This is a genomic window from Fundidesulfovibrio magnetotacticus (assembly GCF_013019105.1).
Classification (GTDB): Bacteria; Desulfobacterota; Desulfovibrionia; order Desulfovibrionales; family Desulfovibrionaceae; genus Fundidesulfovibrio; species Fundidesulfovibrio magnetotacticus.
The window spans coordinates 81,926-102,167 of the sequence record NZ_BLTE01000003.1 but is presented as its reverse complement, the minus strand read 5'-3'; the positions used below and the strand labels follow the sequence as shown (position 1 = coordinate 102,167).

The window sequence follows — 20,242 nt, the reverse complement described above, 5'->3', positions numbered from 1 at the left end:
ACCTTCCTCAGTTCTTGTAGTCCTGGGTGTCGATGGCCAGGCGTTTGAGGATTTTCTGCAGGCTGGCCCGCTCCAGCCCCGAGACGCGCGCGGCCTCGGAGACGTTGCCCCGGGTGCGGCTGAGCAGCTGTTCCACATAGGAGCGCGTGAAGGCTTCCAGGGCCTGGTTCTTGGCGTCCTGGTAGCTGCCCAGGGCGCAGGAGGCGGCTTGGGTCACGCCGAGGGGACCGCCGTCCGCCGCCAGGGCGGAATGGGCGTCGATGACCCTGCCCTGGGCGAACACCACGAGGCGGCGCACGAAGTTCTGGAGTTCGCGCACGTTTCCGGGCCACTCGCGCCCGGCCAGGTAGCCCAGGGCGTCCGGGGTCAATTCCTTTTCGGGAAGGTTCATCTCCTTGCAGGTGCGGCGCAGGAAGTGCGCGGCCAGGAGCGGGATGTCCTCGCGGCGCTCGCGCAGGGCGGGCGTGGCCACGGTGAGCACATTGAGACGGTAGAAGAGATCCTCCCGGAACGAGCGGTCCTTGATCTTCTCTTCGAGGTGCTGGTTGGTGGAGGCGATGATGCGCACATCCACGGCCACGGTCTCGCTGCCGCCCACGGGGCGCACCTCGCGTTCCTGGAGCACGCGCAGGAGCTTGGTCTGCACGTTCATGGGGATGTCGCCGATCTCGTCGAGGAGGATGGTGCCGGCCTCGGCGGCCAGGAAGAGGCCCTTGCTGGCCTTTTCCGCGCCGGTGAAGGCCCCCTTCACGTGGCCGAAGAGTTCGCTTTCCAGGAGCTGCTCGGGGATGGCGGGGCAGTTCACGCAGATCATGGGGCCGTCGCTGCGCTGGCTCATGGCGTGCACGGCGCGGGCCACCACCTCCTTGCCCGTGCCGGACTCGCCCTGGATGAGCACCGTGTAGTCCGAGCGGGCCACGGCGGCGATGGTCTCCTTGAGCCGGAGCACCGAGGGCGATTCGCCGATGAGCTCGCGCCAGGTCTCGACCTCGGCCACGGATTCGCGCAGCCTGCGGTTTTCCGAGAGCAGGCGGGCGCGCTCCAGGGCCTTGTCCAGGGTGAGGAACAGGGTCTCGGGCTCCACGGGCTTCACCAGGAAGTCGTAGGCCCCGGCCTTGAGGGCGGCCACGGCCGAGCCCACGTCGCCGTGGGCCGTGAGCATCACGGCGGTGAGGGAGGGGGCGCGGTCCAGGGCGCGCTCCAGGAGCTCCTGGCCGCTCATGCCCGGCATGCGCAGGTCGGTGAAGAGGATGGAGGGCTGGGCCTTGTCGAGGAGGTCCAGGGCCTCCTGGCCGTCGCCCGCCAGGAGCACGTCCAGGTTCTCCCGGCGCGAGCCGATGAGCCGGGCCAGCCCCCGGGCGAAGTCGGGCTGGTCGTCCACCACGAGCACGGTTTCACGCCGCGGCATGGGCGTCCTCCCGTTCCCCGGCCAGGGGCAGGCGCACGGTGAAGAGCGCGCCGCCGGGGCTCTGGGCCTCCACGCTGCCGCCCATGTCGTTGACCAGGCCGTAGACCACGGCCAGACCCAGCCCGGTGCCCTTGCCCACCTCCTTGGTGGTGAAGAAGGGGTCGAAGATGCGGCCCAGGGTGTCCTTGGGGATGCCGGGGCCGTTGTCGGCCACGCGCAGCACGGCCTGCCCGTCCTCCAGGGCCACGCTCACGGCGATGGCCCCCTTGCCCGGCGCCACGGCGTCCAGGGCGTTGATGAGCAGATTGGAGAGGATCTGTTCCAGGGCGGCGGCGTCGGCGTTGACGGGCGGCAGGTCGGGCGTGGCGTCCAGGGTCATCTCCTTGCCCTCGGCGGCGGCCTGGGCGTGGTAGACGTTCACGGTGCGCCGGGCGGTTTCGGCCAGGTCGCAGGGGCCGGCGACACCCTTCTTGGGGCGCACGAAGTCCAGGAGGTCGCGCAACACCTTCTGGGCCTGGCGCGTGTGGCGCACGATCACGTCCACGTCCTCGCGGCCCTGGCCCAGGCCGGGCAGGCCCTTGAGCAGTTCGGCGTAGAAGAGGATGACGCCCAGGGGGTTGTTGATCTCGTGGGCCAGGCCTGCGGCCAGGCGTCCCACGGCCAGGAGCTTCTCGTTCTGCTGGGCCAGTTCGCGCATGCGCCGCTCCTGGGTGACCTCGCGGGCGTAGGCCACCAGCCGCCCGCCCCGGTCCATGAAGTCCGGCAGCGGATAGAGAGACACCAGGAAGGTGCGCTCCCCCGGCAGCACCACCTCGCGCACGGCAGGCCCCGAGAGCACGGCGGCGGGCAGGGTGCGCCCGGAGCGGATGCCCAGGGCGTCGCAGAGCACGGCCGCGCCCGACCCGGCCACACCGCCGCCCGGCAGGGCCAGCCCCTGGGCCGAGGCGTTGGCCAGCACCACCTGGCCGCGCCCGTCCAGGAGCACCACCGGGTCCGCGATGCCCTCGAACACGGCCTGGAGCAGACCGTTCTGGCGCAGGAGGCTGTCCAGGGCGTCCATGTTCTCGATCACCACGCCCAGTTGCTGGCCCACGGCCATGAGCACGTCCACGGGCATGGGGGCCGGGGCCTGGCCCTCCGGCCAGGAGAGGGCCAGCAGGCCCTGGGTCGCGCCCGAGGTCTGCACGGGCACGAAGGCCTGCCCGCCCCGGGACTCGAACGCGCCCCGGGCGGCCATGCGCTCCCAGGCGTGGGGCATGGGCGTGGCCGGGGCCTCGCGGGGCCAGGAGAAGGCCTGGCCCAGGGCCATGGCGCAGCAGTAGGTGGCGCGGCGGGCGCGGAAGCGCCGGGCGATGAGCCCAAGGCAGCCTTCGAGGATTTCCTTGCGGTCGCGCGTGCGGTTGAGCCCGTCGAGCAGGCTCACGAAGAGGCCCACGTCGGCGCGGCGCTCCTCGGCCTCGCGGGCCAGGCCCTCGGTGCGTTCCTCCACGCGGTCCTCCAGGGTGGCCGCGTAGGACTGCAACTGCGCCCTGGCCTGGCGCAGGCTCTCGGCGAAGTGCCCCATGGAGTGGAGCATCTGTTCGATCTCGTCGCGGGGCAGCCCGGCGGGCAGGGCCTGGGGGGCGCTGGCGGCCTGGGCGGCCTCGGGGAAGTGGCGGCCCATCACCTCCAGACCACGGCGCAGGTTGTGCACCACGAGGCGGTTGAAGAAGACGTAGATGGTGGCGAAGAGGAAGATGGCCCCCAGGCTGAACATGAGCACGAAGCCCAGGGTGGCCCCCTGGATGCGCGCCACGGTGGCCTCCATGGGCAGGCGCACCACATGGGCCCCGGCCAGTTCGCCCTCCTTGCGGTTGAAGCCGCGCTCCGGGCCGAAGGCCTCCACCAGTTCCTTGGGGGCCATGGCCGGGTCGCCGTGGCAGCGCAGGCAGAAACCCTGGTAGCGCACGGGCTGGGCCAGCACCATGTACTGCTTGCCGCCTTCCATGAGGATGGCCTCGTCCCATTCGCGGTCCGGGTCGGCCTGGAAGCGGGCGATGAACTCGCGCTCCAGGCCCCTGGCCTCCAGGTCGGGGCTGCGCGCGCCCAGGGCCACGCGGCGGAAGCCGAAGTCTTCCCTGCCTTCCGGGCCGGTGGGGGCCATGGCGGCGCGGGCCAGGGCGGTGCAGCTCATGGCCTCGAGCAGCCCCTTGTCCTCCAGGAGCGCGCCGGAGATGACCGGGCGCAGGTTGTCCTGCACGTAGACGTGGAGCGATTCCACGCCGCGCAGGATCACCTGGGCCTTGCCGCGCGCCTCGTTCTCCAGGGTTTCGCGCAGGTACTGCTGGAGCAGGTAGACGAAGAAGACGCCGATCACGGCCATGATGGCCGCGAGGCCGAGGATGAACTTGGTCTGGAGGTTGCGGGGCCTGGGGAAACGCATAGGGCCATGATACCGCGCACCGGGCCGGAGGGCAACACGGTCGGACGCTGCCGCGGGCCGAGGGCGCATGTGGACGGGGCGGTCCCGGAAGCCGGGTCAGGGGTTGCCGGCCATGTCCTCGTCGCGCCGGGCCAGGAAGCTTGCGTATTCCCGGGTCAGGTGGCGCGTGGAGAAGAGATAGACCGCGCCCTCCGGGCTCTGCGTGAAGCGGATGTCGGCGTAGGCCTCGCTTGCGGCCATGGCTTTCAGCGCGGCGGAGATCTCCTCGGGCGCGAGGGCGAAGGGCGGGCACTCGAAGAGTTCCAGCCTGACGGGCCTGGGATAGTCCCGGGAATTGATGCGCACCTCGGCCGCGATGAGCTCCGCCTTGTCCCCCCTGCGGTCGAGGATGCCCGCGTAGTGGCGGCTCAGCAGGGCGGGCATGTGGTATTTGGTTTCGCCGTCCTGCCCCGTGAAGGAGGCGATGTCCGGCTCCCGGGCCAGGCTTTCGGCCAACAGCGCGGCCAGTCCTTCCTCAGGGGCCGCGGGGACCGGAAGGGCTGCGGAGGCCTGCGGGGCCTCGCCGCCGGGCTGTCCGGCCACCGCGGCGACGATCTCGCCCAGCCCGGCCAGCCTGGCCTGCGCGCTGGCCTGGCGCACCGCCTCGCGCGCCAGGAGGAGCGGATCATTTTCCGGGTTCATTCCCGTCTCCCGGCAGGAGGTTCAGGCGCTCAAGGGCCGAAGCCGCGCCGTCCAGGCCGAGGCGCGCGTAGGTCTCGCGGGTCGGCGCGCCGCTGGCCTTGTCCCAGCCCATGACCCCGTAGAACATGTCCAGGGCCGTTGCGATGTCGGCGCGGTCCATGCGGATGGTCCCCTGGGTGAAAGGCTGCTGGCCGTGCTTGTCCTCGTAGAGCCAGTCCGGCGTCAGGTCGTGTTTCTCGCGCATGGCGAGGGTCCCCATGTCCCGGATGGTCAGGGCGCGGTGCAGGGTGAAGATGCGCTCGCCCATGAGGTCCAGCTCTTCGCGGCTGGTCGCGCGCCCGGTGGCCAGGCTGAAGAGCTTCGATTCCAGGCTGTCGTCGCCCCGGTAGCCCTGCTCCTTGAGGGGCGAGGCCACCCACGGCCCCATCCAGTTGCACAGCCCCAGGCTGTCGTGCAGCTCCTTGCGCACCAGCGACCATCTGGCCCGCCGGGCCTTGTGGACGTTCATGGGCCTGTAGTCGCCCACCGCGTCCACGCTGTCGGGCGAGCCCCAGATCCCCCCGGCCAACCGCTTCTGCTCCTCGATGGGCAGGCCGTTGCGCACGAAGTTGGTGTGCGAGTGGCACTGGGCGTCCCGGTTGTACTGGGTGTTGATGAGCACACCGCACTGGCCGTCGTCCTCGTTGGCGTGGTGCTTGGGGTGACCCATCTTCCAGTAGAGGGTGGAGTGGTCGCGCTTCCAGTCCTCCTCCTTGAGGCCCCAGTGCCTGAAGAGCCCGGCCGTGCCCTGGCTCATCACCTGGCCCAGCTCGCCCTGGCGCTCGCTCAGGCGCGGGATCAGGTCGAAGAGGAAGGCCGGGTCCCCGGCGTCGTACTTGTCCCAGTCGTAGGAGGCGTATTCCTTGGCGGGCAGCCTGGCCTTCAGGGTTCCGTCGGAATACAGCTTCACGAAGTCGCGCTGCAGCTGGCCGTAGTTGCACCACAGCCCGTAGTCGTCGGCCAGGTGCATGCCCACCATGCAGGCCTCGAGCGAGCCGAGTCCCTTGTTTCCGCCCGGCATGTTCCGGAAGAAGGCGCGCCCGAACACCAGCCCGACGCAGGTGTTCTGCCCCACCTCCTTGATGCCGTACTTGGCCGCCACCGAGGGCATCTTGACGACGGTGTGGCAGCGGATGGGACAGGCCGTGCAGCCGTTGCCGCGCACGGTGTGCCGCCAGGCCTGCTCGCCCAGGAAGAAGGCCGCGCTGTTGGAGCGGTAGGCGATGCGGTTGAGGTCGAGGATGCTGCCCGTGATCTCCACGGGAGGGTCCGCCGCGCCCCAGCGCCTGCCCGGCTCGCCCACCCAGCGCGAGCCCGGGTTGTAGTACTCCGACTCGGGGCTGGGAAAGGCCGGGACCACGTGCTGGTTGTTGGCCCCGAGGAGGGAGAGGTGGTGCTTGATCAGCCGCTCCCATTCGTCCCTGGGCCCCGCGATGCGCAACGAGCCCGACCCCTGCACCCCCACGGCCTTGAGATTCTTCGAGCCCATCACCCCGCCCACGCCGCCCGCCGAATGCGAGACGCTGTTGGCCACGATGGCCAGGGGGGCCAGCCGCTCGCCCGCCTGCCCGATGGCCGCCACCACGCAGTCCGGCCCCATCTCCTGGCTGATTTCCAGCGTGGCGCGCCGGATGCCGCCGCCCCAGAGCCTGGAGGCGTCGCGCAGCTCCACCCGGCCGTCGCGGATGAAGAGCCAGACCGGTTTGTCGGCGCGGCCTTCCAGGATCAGGGCGTCGTAGCCCGCGTATTTGAGCTTGGCCGCGAACTGGCCGCCCATGTGGCCGCTGCCCGCCAGGGGGGCGGGCCAGACCGTGGGGAAGACGGCCGTAACCGCCGTGCGTCCGTTGCAGGGCACGCCGGTTCCGGCCAGGGCCCCGGTGGCGAACACCAGCTTGTTGGCCGGGTCGAATGGCCCGGTTCCGGCCGGCACCTCGTCGAAGAGCACCCTGTAGCCGATGCCCGTGCCGCCCAGGACGTCGCCGTACTTCTCCGCCGTATCCTCCCGGCTGACCTTGCCGCTCGACAGGTCCACCCGCAGCACCCTGCCCGCGAATCCTCCGGGGCTTTGCGTCATGATCCGCTCCTTGGCCGCTCTTTGACCGGAGTGTTCCGCGCGGGGACGTGGCACTCCGCGCAGGCCCCGGCCTTTTCCGGGGGAATGACGCTCACCGCAGCGAGAGCCGGGCTCTCGCGGGTGAGGTCGCGCCAGGGGGCGTAGCGCAGGGCCTGGGCCGGGCAGGCCTCCACGCAGCGCGGCCTGCCCTGGCAGAGGAAGCATTTGGAAGCCTTCCCCTTGCCCTCGTCGAAGACCATCATGGCGTAGGGACACGCCCGTTGGCACAGGCGGCAGCCCACGCAGCGCGCTTCGTCCACCACCCTGGCCCCGGTGGCCTTGTCCTCAACGATGGCGTCCTGGGGGCAGGCCGTGGCGCAGGGCACCGGATGCGGGCACTGGCGGCAGAGGCCCTGCACCACCAGGCCGTTGCCGTAGGCCCCCAGGAGCGGCGCGCCGGAAGGACCGGCAGGGCCGAAGTTGAGGTTGCGTGAAATCTTGATCCGGGAAAGCGACGGAGCGGCCACGGCGTCGTTGAACTCCGTGCAGGCCAGCTCGCAGCGCTGGCAGCCCACGCAGCGCGCGGGATCGGCGAAGAGCAGGCCCTGGGGATTTTCCAGGATCACCAGCGGCGCCCCGGCCCCCCAGACCCTGGCCGCGCCGAGCGCCGCCATGCTCGCCAGCGCTCCGGCCGAAAAGACCAGGAAACCCCGCCGGGAGAGTTCGCCCCCCAGGCCGCAACGATCGGCCGCCTCGACGATCGGTCCGGTCCCGCAAAAGCGCTTCATGCTCCCCTCCTCCCCCGGACGCCCGGGAGGTTCCTCCGCGAGGGACGCCCCGGGAGGATGCCCCGCGAGGGCTTGGCCCCGCATTCTTTTGCCCGTATCCTTCTAGACCAAGCCCTCAAAGCGAGCAACCGGCATCACGCCGCCGGACGGGAACGATCCATGGATGTCCACAAGCAATGCGAGGCCATCAGCTACAGCGCCGAAGGCCTCAGGCCGGTCGCGGTGAACGCCGTGCTGGAGACGAGCCTGCTCCTGCTGGTGAACGGCAGGGAGCTGGCCACCCTGCAGTGCACGGGCCTGTATCCGCGCTACCTGGCGGCCGGGTTTCTCTTCTGCAACGGCATCGTCGGCCAGGCCCGGGACATCGGGGACATCGCCGTCGACGAGCGCGAGGACGGCCTCGTCGCCCGCATCGAGCTGGTCTCCAAGGCCCCGGTGGCGCCCCGGCTCAGCCTCACCTCGGGCCAGGGACTGGCCGCGCTCGGGTGCGGGCCCGAGGGCGCGGCGGCGAAGCGGAACGCCCCGGTCTGCACGCCCGGCCAGCTCCTGACCCTGGCCGCGGAACTCGAAGCGCGCTCGGAACTCTACCGGGCCACCAGGGGCTGCCACAACAGCACCCTGTGCTCGGCCGGGGAGATCCTGTTCTTCTGCCCGGACATCGGCCGCCACAACGCCATCGACACCATCGCCGGGAAATGCCTGCTGGAGGGCATCGACACGCGCGACAAGATCCTGCTCTCCACGGGCCGCGTCTCCGGGGAGATCGCCCTGAAGGCCGCGCGCTGCGGCTTCGCCGTGCTGGCCTCCCGCTCCATGGCCACCAGCCTCGGCGCGGAACTGGCCCGCAAGCTGGGCCTCACCCTGGTGGGCGACATCACGCCCGAGGGCTGCCTGATCTACCACAACAGCGGGAGCGTCGGGCTCACGGGCACGGACCGCTCACCACGCTGACACGGCCGCCTGACGCCCCACGAGAAACAGCGGCAGCGCCTCTTTCGGAGCGCCCTCGCAAGCTCTGCCCACGCTCGGCGGCATCGCTTGGGCATTGGTCCCGGCACCCGGCAAATGTCCCGGCCCTGCGCAGACCTCGGCAGCCCGGACGAACTCCAGGCCGAGCCCCGGGTCCGTTGTAGCCCGTACGGCCATGACACCGGAGCCGGAGGGCAACACGGGTGGTTTTCCGGCGCATGACACGGTACGTATCGCCCGGGCCTCGTCCGGGATGATCCGGCCTTTGAACTGTCCGTCCAGGAACCTTTCCAGGCCTCATTGTATTTTCGTGAGTTCCCTGACCTGCTCGGCACCAAATTCCCTAGCAAGAGCCTTCCAGCGCCCATCATTCCTTGCTTGACACCCGAGTGGTAGATGCCGAGCCTGCGATAATACGCGTGACAATCTCCTTGAGAGCGACAATGTCAATCGGCTTAGCAATGTAGTCATTCATCCCGACTGCCAGGAATTTCTCCCTGTCTCCAACCATAGAATAGGCTGTCGTGGCTACGATGGGAATATTAGCCTTTACGCCTAGTGCCGAAGAAGATCTGATGGCTTTAGTAGCCTCAACTCCATCCATAACAGGCATCTGGATATCCATAAGGATGATGTCGAAATCCTGTTCGCCCAAAAGCCTCAAGGTTTCCTGCCCATCAGTTGCGACGGTAACAGAGTAGCCCGCTTTGTTGAAGAGTCGCGTTGTAACCATAGCGGTTACGGCATCGTCTTCGGCCAACAGGATACGGAGGGGAGTTTCGCTGGGTAAGCCCGGAGTCAAACGAGCCTCCTCCAGGTCAATATTCATCTTTCCCCCGGGGAGCTTAAACGGCAGCGAAAAGTAGAAGGTAGTCCCACCGCTTTCTGTATTGTCAACGGAGATGGCCCCCCCCATAAGACTAACCAACCGGCGCACGATGGAAAGGCCTAATCCTGCACCTTGGAAGTTACGACGGAAGGTATCCCCTCCTTGGACGAAAGGATCAAAGAGGTCTTTTAACCGATTATCCGGGATGCCTATTCCAGTGTCCTCAACAGAGAAGAGGACTCTGCAAGACGCTTTATCGTCGAGCTGAATCACGGATGCCTCCACAACAACATGCCCCTTCTCGGTGAATTTAATAGCGTTCCCAACAAGGTTGAAAAGCACTTGCCGGAGTCGCGCTTCATCTCCAATCAGTCGTTTGGGAATCTGCGGGCTTACTGTGAAATCCAAGTCAAGCTTCTTCTCTTTTGCGGCTGACTTAAAAAGCTCCATAATGGATTCTTTCAAATTGTAAAATTCGAATTCGGCTTCGATGACTTGCATCTTGCCCGCCTCGACTCTTGAAATATCGAGGATATCGGAGAGCAGCCGAGTCAAGCGATTTGAAGATTTTATAGCAGCAAGGATGTATTCTTTCTGTTCTTCATTCGGGGCTGTAGTGTCTAGCAATTGCAGCATTCCCAGAACGCCATTAAGTGGCGTACGAATCTCGTGACTCATGTTGGCCAGAAATTCGGACTTTGCTCTGTTTGCGGACTCGGCAAAGTTTTTCGCAATTTGGAGTGCTTCTAAAGCCTGAAGACGTTCAACCTCTCCTCCCGCTCGAACACCTGCTAACTGAAGAATTGACCCGGCAAGCCGGGAATCATTCAAGGGGTGACGACCGATAACCGCTATAAGTCCGTTGGGTTGCCCGGCAGAATCCCACAGGGTGATGCCCACATAGCTCTCGGCAAGCATGTCTTGGAGGACTTCATCTTTAGGGAAAAGCCCGCGCACATCGCGGGGGAAACAGCATGTCTGCTTCCCCACCACATCCCCACAAGGAGTGTCCTTCAATGCGTAGCTGATGTTGTCTTCAAAATGCCCATCGAAATATACAGCCAGAGTTCTGGCGTTAAGCCCGTCCCCTTCCAGCCTATCAATGCAGACGAAGTCCATGTCCAGTGTTTCAGCCAAATACTTAGCAAGAGTCTCGAAGAATCCCATCCCCGAACGTGCGCTGCAACAGGTGGCCAAAAAAGTCAGAGCCTGCTCTATGGTTTTTCGCTCCGTTATGTCTCGATTGCATACACGGCGGCCCAAGAAGACGCCTTCATCGCTGAAGATTGATTTGCAGATATGGCTGATCCAGACGACATCGCCAGAGGGCTTGATTATTCTGAATTCTATTTCCTGAGGCTGATGCTGAAGTTTGTCCAATTCCTCCAGGTGCTCTTTCCAGATTCCCCGGTCTTTTGGGTGAACTATCTCAAGGATCGAGAGTGGTTCGTCCTTTGTAAACTCTTCCGGTGCGAAGCCAGAGATGGCTTTGCACGAAGGGGAAACCCAAACGTACTTACCGTCCGGGGCTCGCCAGTATTCCCAGTCGTATGTGTTTTCGGAGATAATGCGGAGATGCGCTTCACTCTTCAGCAAGCCCTCTTCAGCCTGCTTGCGTTCTGTGATGTCGCTTATCACGACGCGGTATACAATGATTCCCTCGAAGTCTCGAGTGACCGCGGAGGAAAGGCTCGCCCAAAAAGGCGTGCCATCCATTTTAACCATCAATAGTTCCCATACCTGCGACTCACTTGTCTCAAGGAGCTTCTTGCGGTGGTGGTAGTACTGACCCTGGAACTCTACATGGATGAATCGGCTTAACGGCTGCTTGATAAGCTCGGTCCGGGGAACACCTAGCAGGGTCGCAACAGTGAGGTTAGCCTCCTGGATAAACCCCCTATCCGTAAGGGTGAGATACCCAATGGGTGCCAGGTCATAAAGATCAAAATAGCGCGCCCGCCCGGCATCCAACTCTGCCTGAGCTAGACGCAGTTCCTCGTTCTGCATCTCCAACTCAATCTGGTGGACGCGGAGTTCGTGAAGAACCTGCTGTGTTTCTTCGAGTAAAAGAGCGCGATCGTTCTTGGTCTCACTTGCCAATACGCGTTTCTCCGCTTCCTGGCGCAGCTTGTCCTTCGTCATGGTTCCCCCTCAGAGCAAAGGTCGCTCCGTGGTCGCGAGAGCATAAACTTGACCGGCCTCACCGATAAGAGGTGTCGCCAGTATCGATACCGCCACGAGCTTTCCATCCCTGGTGAGACGCTGCGCCTTATACGGTTCATGCTCGCCTCCCGCTGAGATTCGGCGAAGTATTTTAATTTCTTCTTCGCGCTTATCTTGAGGGATGATGTCACGAATGTTCATGCTCAAAGCTTCTTGTTTGGTCCAACCGAATATCCTTTGAGCCGAAGGATTCCAGGCCATGATGCCCCCGTCCAAATTCAGCATCAAGATGGCATCTTGGGAGTCGCGTACAACCACAGCTAGACGGAGCTGGTCGTTTGCCTGCGCAAGCAGATCCTGCGATTTTTTCATCTCAGTGATATCGAAGAACGTGATCACAACGCCTTCAATCACATTGTCGAGTGTCCGATAAGGCCGAATGCGCATCGTGTACCACTTGCCTTCAAGCGTCTGAACTTCTGTCTCTTTAGGGGTCAGAGAATCAAGGACGGCCTGCGCATCAGCCACCAAGCTATCATACCCGACAAGATTTGACACGATATGGCGCACTGGTCTCCCCACATCACTCAGGATCAGGTTGATTATCTGAGTGGCGGCAGGGGTGAAACGAAGGATGTGTAACTTATGATCAACAAAGATGGTGGCAATGCCCGTACCGGCCAGAAGGTTGTTCATATCGTTGTTGGCTCGCGACAAATCCGCCACCTTGGTTTGGAGCTCAGAGTTGACCGTCGCCAGTTCTTCGTTGACCGATTGGAGTTCTTCCTTGGATGTCTCAAGTTCTTCATTTGTGGATTGGAGCTCTTCATTGACCGACTGCATCTCCTCGTTCGAGGATTTGAGTTCTTCGTTAGAGGTTTCCAGTTCCTCGTTAGTAGTTTGAAGATACTCTTCCTTGGCTCGCAGTTCTTGTTTAAGTGATGTGATGCGCTCATCAACAGTTGAACCCAAAATGCCGTCAGCTTCGAGGGCCTGCGGGGTGGAAATCCCTTCCTGCTCGTTGGCGGGTGATTGAGATTGCTCCAGGATGACGAGAAAGAGGGGTGATTCCGTTACTCCGCCAGTGCCAGTCATGACCGGGCGAATGGTCAGGTTGACCGAAGTGAAGTCGCCATTGGTTTTAACTCGAAGGCCAGAAAACTGAACGACTTCTCTGGTCTGGACGGCTTTGTGCAAGGCGGTGGCCAAGTCTCGCCGCAACCCTTCGCGAGCATTTTTCAAAATATTTACGACACCAACTTCACCCGGAGGCTGTTCCAGATACTGGCCAGAGCGACCGTGTAGATAGAAAATGACACCTTGCCCGTTGACCAGGGCAGCGACAGGATCAAACTGTTGCAGAAGTGTTTTTTCAGTTAATTCCCGCATAGGTAGATTACTAGTGTCAACTCCCCTTGATGCTCCTAATGGGCGTCTAGCATCCAACGCAGTCATGGGTGGCAGGAATTGCCCTAGGGGTATGCGGTGAGAACCCAGGACATCCCCTTTGCGCTGGTAAATCTTCAACTTTCTTTCAAGCGTAGAAAATAGGTCGCCGAACTCGCCAACAGTTTCCGAGGTTCCCAGAAAAAGGAAGCCGCCAGGGTTCAAGGCGTAGTGAAAAAGTGGAATAATCTTCTTCTGCAAGTCCCCGTCCAAATAAATAAGCAGATTACGACAACTAATCAGGTCGAGTTTGGAGAAGGGTGGGTCCTTGATCACATTCTGCTCAGAAAAGACAAGCATGTCCCGGATGCCTTTATTAACTCGGTACGCGACCCCGTCAGCCTCAACAGAGAAAAATCGAGCTAAACGTTCTTCAGAGATGTCAGAGGAAATGCTAGCAGGATAAAGACCGCTGCGGGCTGTTCCAATCGACTGGCTGTCAATGTCGGTGGCGAAAATTTGGACTTTGAAGCTCTGTTTCAAATCATCCATTCGCTCTTGCAGGAGGATGGCCAAAGAGTATGCCTCTTCACCTGTCGAGCATCCTGGCGACCAAATGCGAATCAGAGAGCCTGGGGACTTACCGGCAAAGAGTTTCGGGATAATTTGTTCTTCAAGGGCTTTAAAGGCAGCAGGATCGCGAAAGAAATTGGTTACGCCGATCAACAGATCACGAAAGAGGGCTTCAACTTCAGCGGGGGTCCGTTGCAAACACTTGACGTAGCCGTCCATCGTATCGATCTGATGAACTGCCATTCGTCGTTCAATCCGGCGATGAATCGTGCTCGGCTTATACTGGGAAAAATCATGACTGGTCTGTGCACGAAGGAGGATGAAAATCTTTTTTAGAGTGCTTTCTGTCTTGAGCGGAAGAGCTGTTACCTGCCGAGGGGGCTTGCCGAATGCATGGACGACGTAGCTGATTATCTGGGCTGGCATCTCGGCTGGTGGCAATTCGAAATCAACTAGGCCGGTGGCAAGGGCGCTTCGCGGCATTCCATCATACTCGGTGGACTCGGGTTTCTGGGCCATGACCATGCCCCCTTCGCCCTTGATGGCCCGAACCCCCATAGTTCCATCACTTCCGGTTCCAGAGAGCACTATGGCTATGGCCTTCTCGCGTTGATCTTGGGCCAGGGACCGGAAAAAGAAATCAATCGGCAGACGCTGTCCTCGGGGAGCTAAAGGTTCCAATAATTGGAGCGTGCCATTCAGAAAGGCCATATCCCGATTGGGCGGAATGATGTACGCGCAGTTAGGCTTCACTACCATCCCATCCTCTACCTCGAACACCTGCATGCGGGTATAGCGCCGGATAAGGTCGGTGAGGATGCTTTTGTGGTCAGGGGCCAGATGTTGAACCAGCACAAAGGCCATGCCTGGATCGGTCTCAACAGGCATGCCAGAGAAGAATGCCTCAAAAGCCGCCAAACCTCCTGCAGATGCGCCGATCCCGACTATGGGGAAAGATGGATCAGGGGGCTGCACAGGGTCGATGGTGGGCGTCTCAACCGAAGCCTTGGGGCTAGTCGTGGGTTTAGACTTCGGCGGTGCCTTTTTCTTGGCCATTAGACGGTCTCCCTGTGGGTGGCATGAACATTCGCTCACGAAGATTCTGATGTCCCATTTGTCGCGATCATACCTATTTAGCTGATTATCCCACTTATGGTGAATTGAGACAAGCGAATCCGGGGGTAAAGGGCCCTCCGTGATATGAAATCTTTCGCCCGACGAATCGATCACTTTGATCCAACCCAAACACCAAGCGCTACAAATAGAAGTCTCGCCCCGACTCAGCGGCCGCGTCCAGCCTGCCCGGCATGGGTTTCACCAACCGGAGCGTCCGCCAACCGCGCCCTGCGTTCTTGAGAACGCACCCTGCGTCGCCGGGTTCGCGGCCTCGGGGACGCATCGTACGCCCCTTTCTGGCCGGACTGAGCAATATCAACAGGTTATAACTTTTTCCAGCCTCCTCAAACTTTGGCATCCCGTTTGCTATTAAGAAGGCGGGTTGGTTGTGGTGGGGAGATGCCGCGAGACTTCAGCCGTCTTGCTGGCGTCACCCCTTCGAGACGAGAGATTCCGGCTGCCTGCCGGCCTCTTCCCTCAGGGCTTGGGCCGCGAAGGTGACGACCTTCGCGGCCCTCTTTTTCCCCTTGCCTTTCCCCAACGCTGTTATATCCTCGCACGCACGCTATGCCCCAATTCTCGCAAGACCTTGCCAAGGCCTGCCGGTTCGAGAGCCGCCTGGACATGCGCTGCCTCGTCACCAAGCTCCTGGACGACGCACCGCCCCCTGTCCGCGTGGCCATCATGCACCTGCTGGTGTCCCTCAAGACGAGCCTCGTCACCCTGGTGAAACGCCCGGACTTCCACAACCTGGAACAGCCCGTGCGCGACTGGGGCGAACTCCTCTGCGCGCTCACCGAACTCCGGCTCGACCTCGACCGCATCAAGTCCTCGCGCATCGAGCGCCTGCGCCACTGCCACCCGCACTTCATCCAGCTGGAGCACCGCTTCGAGCTGCTCAAGCGCGCCTACGAATCCAGCACGCTGATGACCGAGATCATCTACGCGCTCGTCGAGGCCGGGCAGGAATTCACCACGGCCGAGGAGATCCTGGAACGCTCCGGCGAGGTGCTCCTGCGCGAGCTGGGGGCCGACCTCTTCGTCTGCCGCCTGCGCGACGAGGAAGGCAACTGGATCAACGTGGCCGCCTCCGACGCCGAGGAAAAGCAGACCCCCATCTTCGTGTGGATCATGGAAGACTCCATGGACACCCACCCCGTCATGCGCGCCGTCAACGAGCGCGGGGTGTTCCACGTGCTCTCCAACGACCTGCGCGGCCTGGAACGCGGCGGCGAATCCATCGACTGCATGGCCTACCAGGAGGGCTACCGCTCCCGCCTGGCCTTCATCCTGCGCGTCTCCGACTGCGACGCCTTCGGGGCCATCAACCTCTACTCCCACCACCCCGGCTTCTTCGACCGCTACGAGCCCCAGTTCCTGGCCGACGCCTCCAAGATCGTCTCGCTCACCGTGGGCCGCCAGCTCGAAGTGGGCAAGGACGCCCTGGCCAAGGCCGCGGGCGGCATGGCCCACGTGGGCAACAACGTCCTGGGCATCATGATGAACTACAACTCCATGGTGCTCGAAGAGCTCGAGGCCATCGCCGGAGAGGTGAAGACGGCCCTGGACCGCCCCCAGCCCGACCGCGACGTGCACGACCTGGCCGAAGAGATCAGCCGCCTGCGCAAGCTGCTCATCGACCTGGACGTGGACCGCAAGGTGGACAGCCTCAAGGGCGTGGCCGAGGCCATCCTGCGCCTCAAGGCCGCCATCGGCAACCTGCTCACCCAGGTGGACAAGCCCGTGCTCATGCCCTACGTGCGCGGCCAGGAAGTGCTCGACCTGGAGCACCAACACCACGGCAGCCATTCTTGACAGCCCGCCGGGGCGTTGTTAGCTCTCTGGCACTCTCAAGAGGTGAGTGCCAAACATGAGCGACGCCCCGCTCCTCCCACGCGAAAAAGAAGTCCTCGCCACCATCCTGGAGGACTACATCGCCAAGGCCCAGCCCGTGGGCTCGCGCACGGTCTCCAAGGCCGGGGGGATACGGCTTTCGCCCGCCTCCATCCGCAACACCATGTCCGACCTGGCCGACAAGGGCTACCTGGGCCAGCCCCACACCTCGGCAGGGCGCGTGCCCACCGAGAAGGCCTTCCGCCTCTACCTCGACGAGGTGATGCGCATCCGCCCCCTGCCCGAGCCCCTCAAGGAAATGATGGCCGCCTCCCTGGGCCAGGCCGGCCTGGAGATCGACACCATCCTGCGCCACGCCTCCCGGCTGGTCTCCTCGGTGTCGCGCCAGGCCTGCGTGGTCACGGCCCCCAGGCCGGACCAGGCCCGCTGGCGGCAGATCGACTTCGTGCTCCTGCGTCCGGGGCTTGTCATGGGCATCCTGGTGCTCCAGGGCGGCCTGGTGCAGAAGCGCCTGGTGGCCGTGGGCGAGGACATCGCCGCCGACGACCTGGTGCACTTCGGCAACTACCTCAACCACCATTTCCAGAACCTCGCGGTCTCCGAGGTGCGCGCGCGCATCCTGGCCGAAATGGCCGCCGCCGAGCGCGAACTCTCCGACCTGACCGGGCGCGCCCTGCGCCTGGCCATGGAGGCCTTCGACGCCCCCGAGAGCCCCGAGGTCTACCTGGAAGGCACGCTCAACATGCTCGCCCAGCCCGAGTTCTCCGACATGGGGGCCATGCGCGAGGTGCTGGGCGCGCTGCAGGACCGCGCGAGGCTCCTGGACGTGCTGGACAAGACCATCGCCCAGTACCGCACCGTGGTGATCCTGGGCAACGAGTCCCACGTGGCCGACCTCTCGGGCTGCGGCCTGGTGAGCGCCCCCTACGGAGGCGCCCAGACCCCCGTGGGCTCCGTGAGCGTCATCGGCCCCCTCCGCATGGACTACGCCGAGGTGGTGCCCCTGGTGAACTACACCGCCAAGCTCATCACCGCCATGCTGGACAAACATTTCTAAGGTCCCCCCGGACCCTTCCATTCCCTTGAAGCCCTTTCGGAGGAGCCATCCATGACCACGCCCGAAAACGACGCCCCCGCCGAAGCCCCCCTCTCCCTGGAGGAGCAGGTGGAGAAGCTCAAGCAGGAGGTGGCCGCCGAGGCCGACAAGCGCCTGCGCGCCCTGGCCGAGACGGAAAACCTGAAGAAACGCCTGATCCGCGAGAAAGAGGAATTCGTGCGCTACGCCGCCGAATCCGTGCTGGCCGACCTCCTGCCCGTGCTGGACAACCTGGACCTGGCCCTGGCCCACGGCGCGGCCGTGCCCGGCTGCAAGGACGTGGTGCTGGGCGTGGAGATGACCCGCAAGGTGTTCCTGGACACCCTGGCCCGCCACGGGCTGGAGCCTTGCGGCGCCCCCGGCGAGGAGTTCAACCCCGAAATCCACGAGGCCGTGGGCGCGCAGCCCGGCGGCGGCATGGCCCCGGGCCACGTTCTTTCGGTGATGCAGGCCGGATACCGCCTGCGCGGCAGGCTTCTGCGCCCGGCCAAGGTGATGGTGAGCCAGTAGCGCCCCCTCCACCCGGAATCACGCGCATTGCGAGGCAAAAAGGTGGCCCCGGGCCCCTTTACAGCTTCGAAAACCGAATTATTGTCAACCTCGACCGCGCCCGCTCCGGCGGGCGCGTCCTTTGAGCAAACCATCCGGTTCCTTGAGCGGCACCGGCAGCCATCATCACTCCCAAGGAGGAACCTTTTTCATGGGCAAGATCATCGGCATCGACCTCGGCACCACCAACTCCTGCGTCTACGTCATGGAAGGCAAGGACCCCAAGTGCATCACCAACCCCGAGGGCGGGCGCACCACCCCCTCCATCGTCGCCTTCACCAAAGAACGTCTGGTGGGCGAGATCGCCAAGCGCCAGTCCGTCACCAACCCCGAGAAGACCATCTTCGCCGTGAAGCGCCTCATGGGCCGCGCCTTTGACGCGCCCGAGGTGGCCGAGTGGCTCAAGCACTGCCCCTACAAGATCGTGGCCGGGGCCAACGGCGACGCCGCCGTCGAGGTGGAGGGCAAGCGCTACTCCGCCCCCGAGGTCTCCGCCATGATCCTGGCCAAGCTCAAGGCCGACGCCGAAGCCTACCTGGGCGAGACAGTCACCGAAGCCGTGATCACCGTGCCCGCCTACTTCAACGACTCCCAGCGCCAGGCCACCAAGGACGCCGGGCGCATCGCGGGCCTCGAGGTGAAGCGCATCATCAACGAGCCCACCGCCGCCTCGCTGGCCTACGGCTTCGACAAGAAGGCCAACGAGAAGATCGCCGTCTTCGACCTGGGCGGAGGCACCTTCGACATCTCCATCCTGGAAGTGGGCGACAACGTAGTGGAAGTGCGCGCCACCAACGGCGACACCTTCCTGGGCGGCGAAGACTTCGACCACCGCGTGATCCAGTACCTGGTGGACGAGTTCAAGCGCGAGAACGGCATCGACCTCTCCCAGGACCGCATGGCCCTCCAGCGCCTCAAGGAGGCCGCCGAGAAGGCCAAGAAGGAACTCTCCACCGCCATGGAGACCGAGGTCAACCTGCCCTTCATCACCGCCGACGCCAACGGCCCCAAGCACATGATGGTCAAGCTCTCGCGCGGCAAGCTCGAGAAGCTGGTGGAAGACCTCGTGGAGCGCACCGCCGGCCCCTGCCGGAAAGCGCTGGCCGACGCCGGGCTCACCGCCGCCGACGTGGACGAGGTGATCCTGGTGGGCGGCATGACCCGCATGCCCCTGGTTTCCCAGAAGGTGAAGGAACTCTTCGGCAAGGAGCCCAACCGCTCCGTGAACCCCGACGAAGTGGTGGCCATGGGCGCGGCCATCCAGGGCGGCATCCTCACCGGCGACGTGAAGGACGTGCTGCTCCTGGACGTGACCCCCCTGACGCTGGGCATCGAGACCCTGGGCGGCGTGTTCACCAAGCTCATCGAGCGCAACACCACCATCCCCACGCGCAAGTCCCAGGTGTTCACCACGGCTGCCGACAACCAGCCCTCGGTGTCCATCCATGTGCTCCAGGGCGAGCGCCCCATGGCCCAGGACAACATGACCCTGGGACGCTTCGAACTCACGGGCATCCCCGCCGCCCCGCGCGGCGTGCCCCAGATCGAGGTGGGCTTCGACATCGACGCCAACGGCATCGTCAACGTCACCGCCAAGGACACCGCCACCGGCAAGCAGCAGTCCATCCAGATCACGGCCTCCTCGGGCCTCTCCGAGGCCGAGATCCAGCGGCTGATCAAGGACGCCGAGTCCCACGCCGCCGACGACAAGAAGAAGCAGGAGACCATCGAGGCCCGCAACCACGCCGACACCCTGGTCTACACCACCGAGAAGAGCCTGCGCGAGCTGGGCGACAAGGTGGACGCCGTGACCAAGGGCGAGATCGAGGCCAAGGCCGAGAAGCTTAAGGAGCTCATGAAGGGCGACGACGCCGAGGCCATCAAGAAGGCCACCGACGAGCTGGCCCAGGTGTCGCACAAGCTGGCCGAGAAGCTCTACCAGCAGCAGGGCGCGCAGCCCGGCGGCCCCGAGGCCGGCGGCCCGGGTGCTCCCGGTGGCCACGGCCCGGCTGGCGGCCCCAAGGGCGACGACGACGTGGTGGACGCCGACTACACCGAAGTGAAGAAATAACGACTCCGCAACGAGCTGATGATCAAGCGCCCGGCAGGGAAACCTGCCGGGCGCTGTTGCGTCGGCGGCCGGGAAGCGACCGCTGGAGACCGGGGAGCGCCCCGGCGTGGCAGCGTATGCGGCACGGCGCGGCACCGCCCGGCGCTGGCTTTCCCATCCGTAAGTGGACGCCCGCCCCGCGACGCTGTAGAGCCAACGGACCCTCCCGGCCGAGCGCGGCCCGGCCGGTCGGCTCCGGCCGTGTC

The 20,242-nt window shown here is 64.1% G+C and carries 12 protein-coding genes; 5 read left to right on the top strand and 7 right to left on the bottom strand.

The annotated features are described in order from the left end of the window. Nucleotides 1-7: 7 nt before the first annotated feature. From NNJEOMEG_RS04805 to NNJEOMEG_RS04785, 5 genes are all read right to left on the bottom strand, one after another. The gene (locus NNJEOMEG_RS04805) at nucleotides 8-1,408 is read right to left on the bottom strand and encodes a sigma-54-dependent transcriptional regulator (protein ID WP_173081869.1); all 1,401 of its coding nucleotides are present in this window, start codon (nucleotides 1,406-1,408) and stop codon (nucleotides 8-10) included. Next, nucleotides 1,395-3,830 carry a c-type heme family protein gene (locus tag NNJEOMEG_RS04800; RefSeq protein WP_173081867.1) on the bottom strand — a complete coding sequence of 812 codons (2,436 nt, stop codon included), beginning with the start codon at nucleotides 3,828-3,830 and terminating at the stop codon, nucleotides 1,395-1,397. The genes NNJEOMEG_RS04805 and NNJEOMEG_RS04800 overlap by 14 nt, the downstream gene beginning before the upstream one ends. A gap of 96 nt (nucleotides 3,831-3,926) precedes the next feature. Beyond that, complete coding sequence (locus NNJEOMEG_RS04795; protein WP_173081865.1) at nucleotides 3,927-4,511, bottom strand: YdhW C-terminal domain-containing protein; 585 nt, start codon at nucleotides 4,509-4,511, stop codon at nucleotides 3,927-3,929. Then, the gene (locus NNJEOMEG_RS04790) at nucleotides 4,495-6,624 is read right to left on the bottom strand and encodes an aldehyde ferredoxin oxidoreductase (protein WP_173081863.1); all 2,130 of its coding nucleotides are present in this window, start codon (nucleotides 6,622-6,624) and stop codon (nucleotides 4,495-4,497) included. The genes NNJEOMEG_RS04795 and NNJEOMEG_RS04790 overlap by 17 nt, the downstream gene beginning before the upstream one ends. Beyond that, complete coding sequence (locus NNJEOMEG_RS04785; protein WP_173081861.1) at nucleotides 6,621-7,391, bottom strand: 4Fe-4S dicluster domain-containing protein; 771 nt, start codon at nucleotides 7,389-7,391, stop codon at nucleotides 6,621-6,623. Before NNJEOMEG_RS04785 ends, NNJEOMEG_RS04790 begins: the two co-directional genes overlap by 4 nt. Before the next feature lie 159 nt (nucleotides 7,392-7,550). Here NNJEOMEG_RS04785 and NNJEOMEG_RS04780 point away from each other — a divergent pair, with 159 nt between their 5' ends. Continuing rightward, entirely contained in the window at nucleotides 7,551-8,342 is a 792-nt protein-coding gene (locus tag NNJEOMEG_RS04780; protein ID WP_173081859.1) for a formate dehydrogenase accessory sulfurtransferase FdhD, read from the top strand. Between the two features lie 385 nt (nucleotides 8,343-8,727). On the opposite strand, the gene NNJEOMEG_RS04775 is transcribed toward NNJEOMEG_RS04780, so the two are convergent. Next, nucleotides 8,728-11,331: a PAS domain-containing hybrid sensor histidine kinase/response regulator gene (locus NNJEOMEG_RS04775; RefSeq protein WP_173081856.1), complete on the bottom strand. Its 2,604-nt coding sequence runs from the start codon at nucleotides 11,329-11,331 to the stop codon at nucleotides 8,728-8,730. Between the two features lie 9 nt (nucleotides 11,332-11,340). Beyond that, complete coding sequence (locus tag NNJEOMEG_RS04770; RefSeq protein WP_173081854.1) at nucleotides 11,341-14,367, bottom strand: chemotaxis protein CheB; 3,027 nt, start codon at nucleotides 14,365-14,367, stop codon at nucleotides 11,341-11,343. 627 nt (nucleotides 14,368-14,994) lie between these two features. Here NNJEOMEG_RS04770 and NNJEOMEG_RS04765 point away from each other — a divergent pair. The 4 genes from NNJEOMEG_RS04765 to dnaK all read left to right on the top strand — a co-directional run bounded on the left by NNJEOMEG_RS04765 (nucleotide 14,995) and on the right by dnaK (nucleotide 19,997). Further along, nucleotides 14,995-16,242: a histidine kinase gene (locus tag NNJEOMEG_RS04765; protein WP_173081852.1), complete on the top strand. Its 1,248-nt coding sequence runs from the start codon at nucleotides 14,995-14,997 to the stop codon at nucleotides 16,240-16,242. A 55-nt stretch (nucleotides 16,243-16,297) separates the two neighbouring features. Further along, nucleotides 16,298-17,338: a heat-inducible transcriptional repressor HrcA gene (hrcA, locus tag NNJEOMEG_RS04760; RefSeq protein ID WP_173081850.1), complete on the top strand. Its 1,041-nt coding sequence runs from the start codon at nucleotides 16,298-16,300 to the stop codon at nucleotides 17,336-17,338. Nucleotides 17,339-17,389: 51 nt separating this feature from the next. After that, on the top strand, nucleotides 17,390-17,887 hold the full coding sequence (locus NNJEOMEG_RS04755; protein WP_173081848.1) for a nucleotide exchange factor GrpE: 498 nt from the start codon (nucleotides 17,390-17,392) through the stop codon (nucleotides 17,885-17,887). A 190-nt stretch (nucleotides 17,888-18,077) separates the two neighbouring features. Beyond that, entirely contained in the window at nucleotides 18,078-19,997 is a 1,920-nt protein-coding gene (dnaK, locus tag NNJEOMEG_RS04750) for a molecular chaperone DnaK (RefSeq protein ID WP_173081846.1), read from the top strand. The last annotated feature ends 245 nt before the right edge of the window (nucleotides 19,998-20,242 follow it).

Excerpts from the sequence above, each read along its gene's own strand:
- NNJEOMEG_RS04805 (WP_173081869.1), bottom strand. The coding sequence starts at position 1,408 with ATGCCGCGGCGTGAAACCGTGCTCGTGGTGGACGACCAGCCCGACTTC.
- NNJEOMEG_RS04800 (WP_173081867.1), bottom strand. The coding sequence starts at position 3,830 with ATGCGTTTCCCCAGGCCCCGCAACCTCCAGACCAAGTTCATCCTCGGC.
- NNJEOMEG_RS04795 (WP_173081865.1), bottom strand. The coding sequence starts at position 4,511 with ATGAACCCGGAAAATGATCCGCTCCTCCTGGCGCGCGAGGCGGTGCGC.
- NNJEOMEG_RS04790 (WP_173081863.1), bottom strand. The coding sequence starts at position 6,624 with ATGACGCAAAGCCCCGGAGGATTCGCGGGCAGGGTGCTGCGGGTGGAC.
- NNJEOMEG_RS04785 (WP_173081861.1), bottom strand. The coding sequence starts at position 7,391 with ATGAAGCGCTTTTGCGGGACCGGACCGATCGTCGAGGCGGCCGATCGT.
- NNJEOMEG_RS04780 (WP_173081859.1), top strand. The coding sequence starts at position 7,551 with ATGGATGTCCACAAGCAATGCGAGGCCATCAGCTACAGCGCCGAAGGC.
- NNJEOMEG_RS04775 (WP_173081856.1), bottom strand. The coding sequence starts at position 11,331 with ATGACGAAGGACAAGCTGCGCCAGGAAGCGGAGAAACGCGTATTGGCA.
- NNJEOMEG_RS04770 (WP_173081854.1), bottom strand. The coding sequence starts at position 14,367 with ATGGCCAAGAAAAAGGCACCGCCGAAGTCTAAACCCACGACTAGCCCC.
- NNJEOMEG_RS04765 (WP_173081852.1), top strand. The coding sequence starts at position 14,995 with ATGCCCCAATTCTCGCAAGACCTTGCCAAGGCCTGCCGGTTCGAGAGC.
- hrcA (WP_173081850.1), top strand. The coding sequence starts at position 16,298 with ATGAGCGACGCCCCGCTCCTCCCACGCGAAAAAGAAGTCCTCGCCACC.
- NNJEOMEG_RS04755 (WP_173081848.1), top strand. The coding sequence starts at position 17,390 with ATGACCACGCCCGAAAACGACGCCCCCGCCGAAGCCCCCCTCTCCCTG.
- dnaK (WP_173081846.1), top strand. The coding sequence starts at position 18,078 with ATGGGCAAGATCATCGGCATCGACCTCGGCACCACCAACTCCTGCGTC.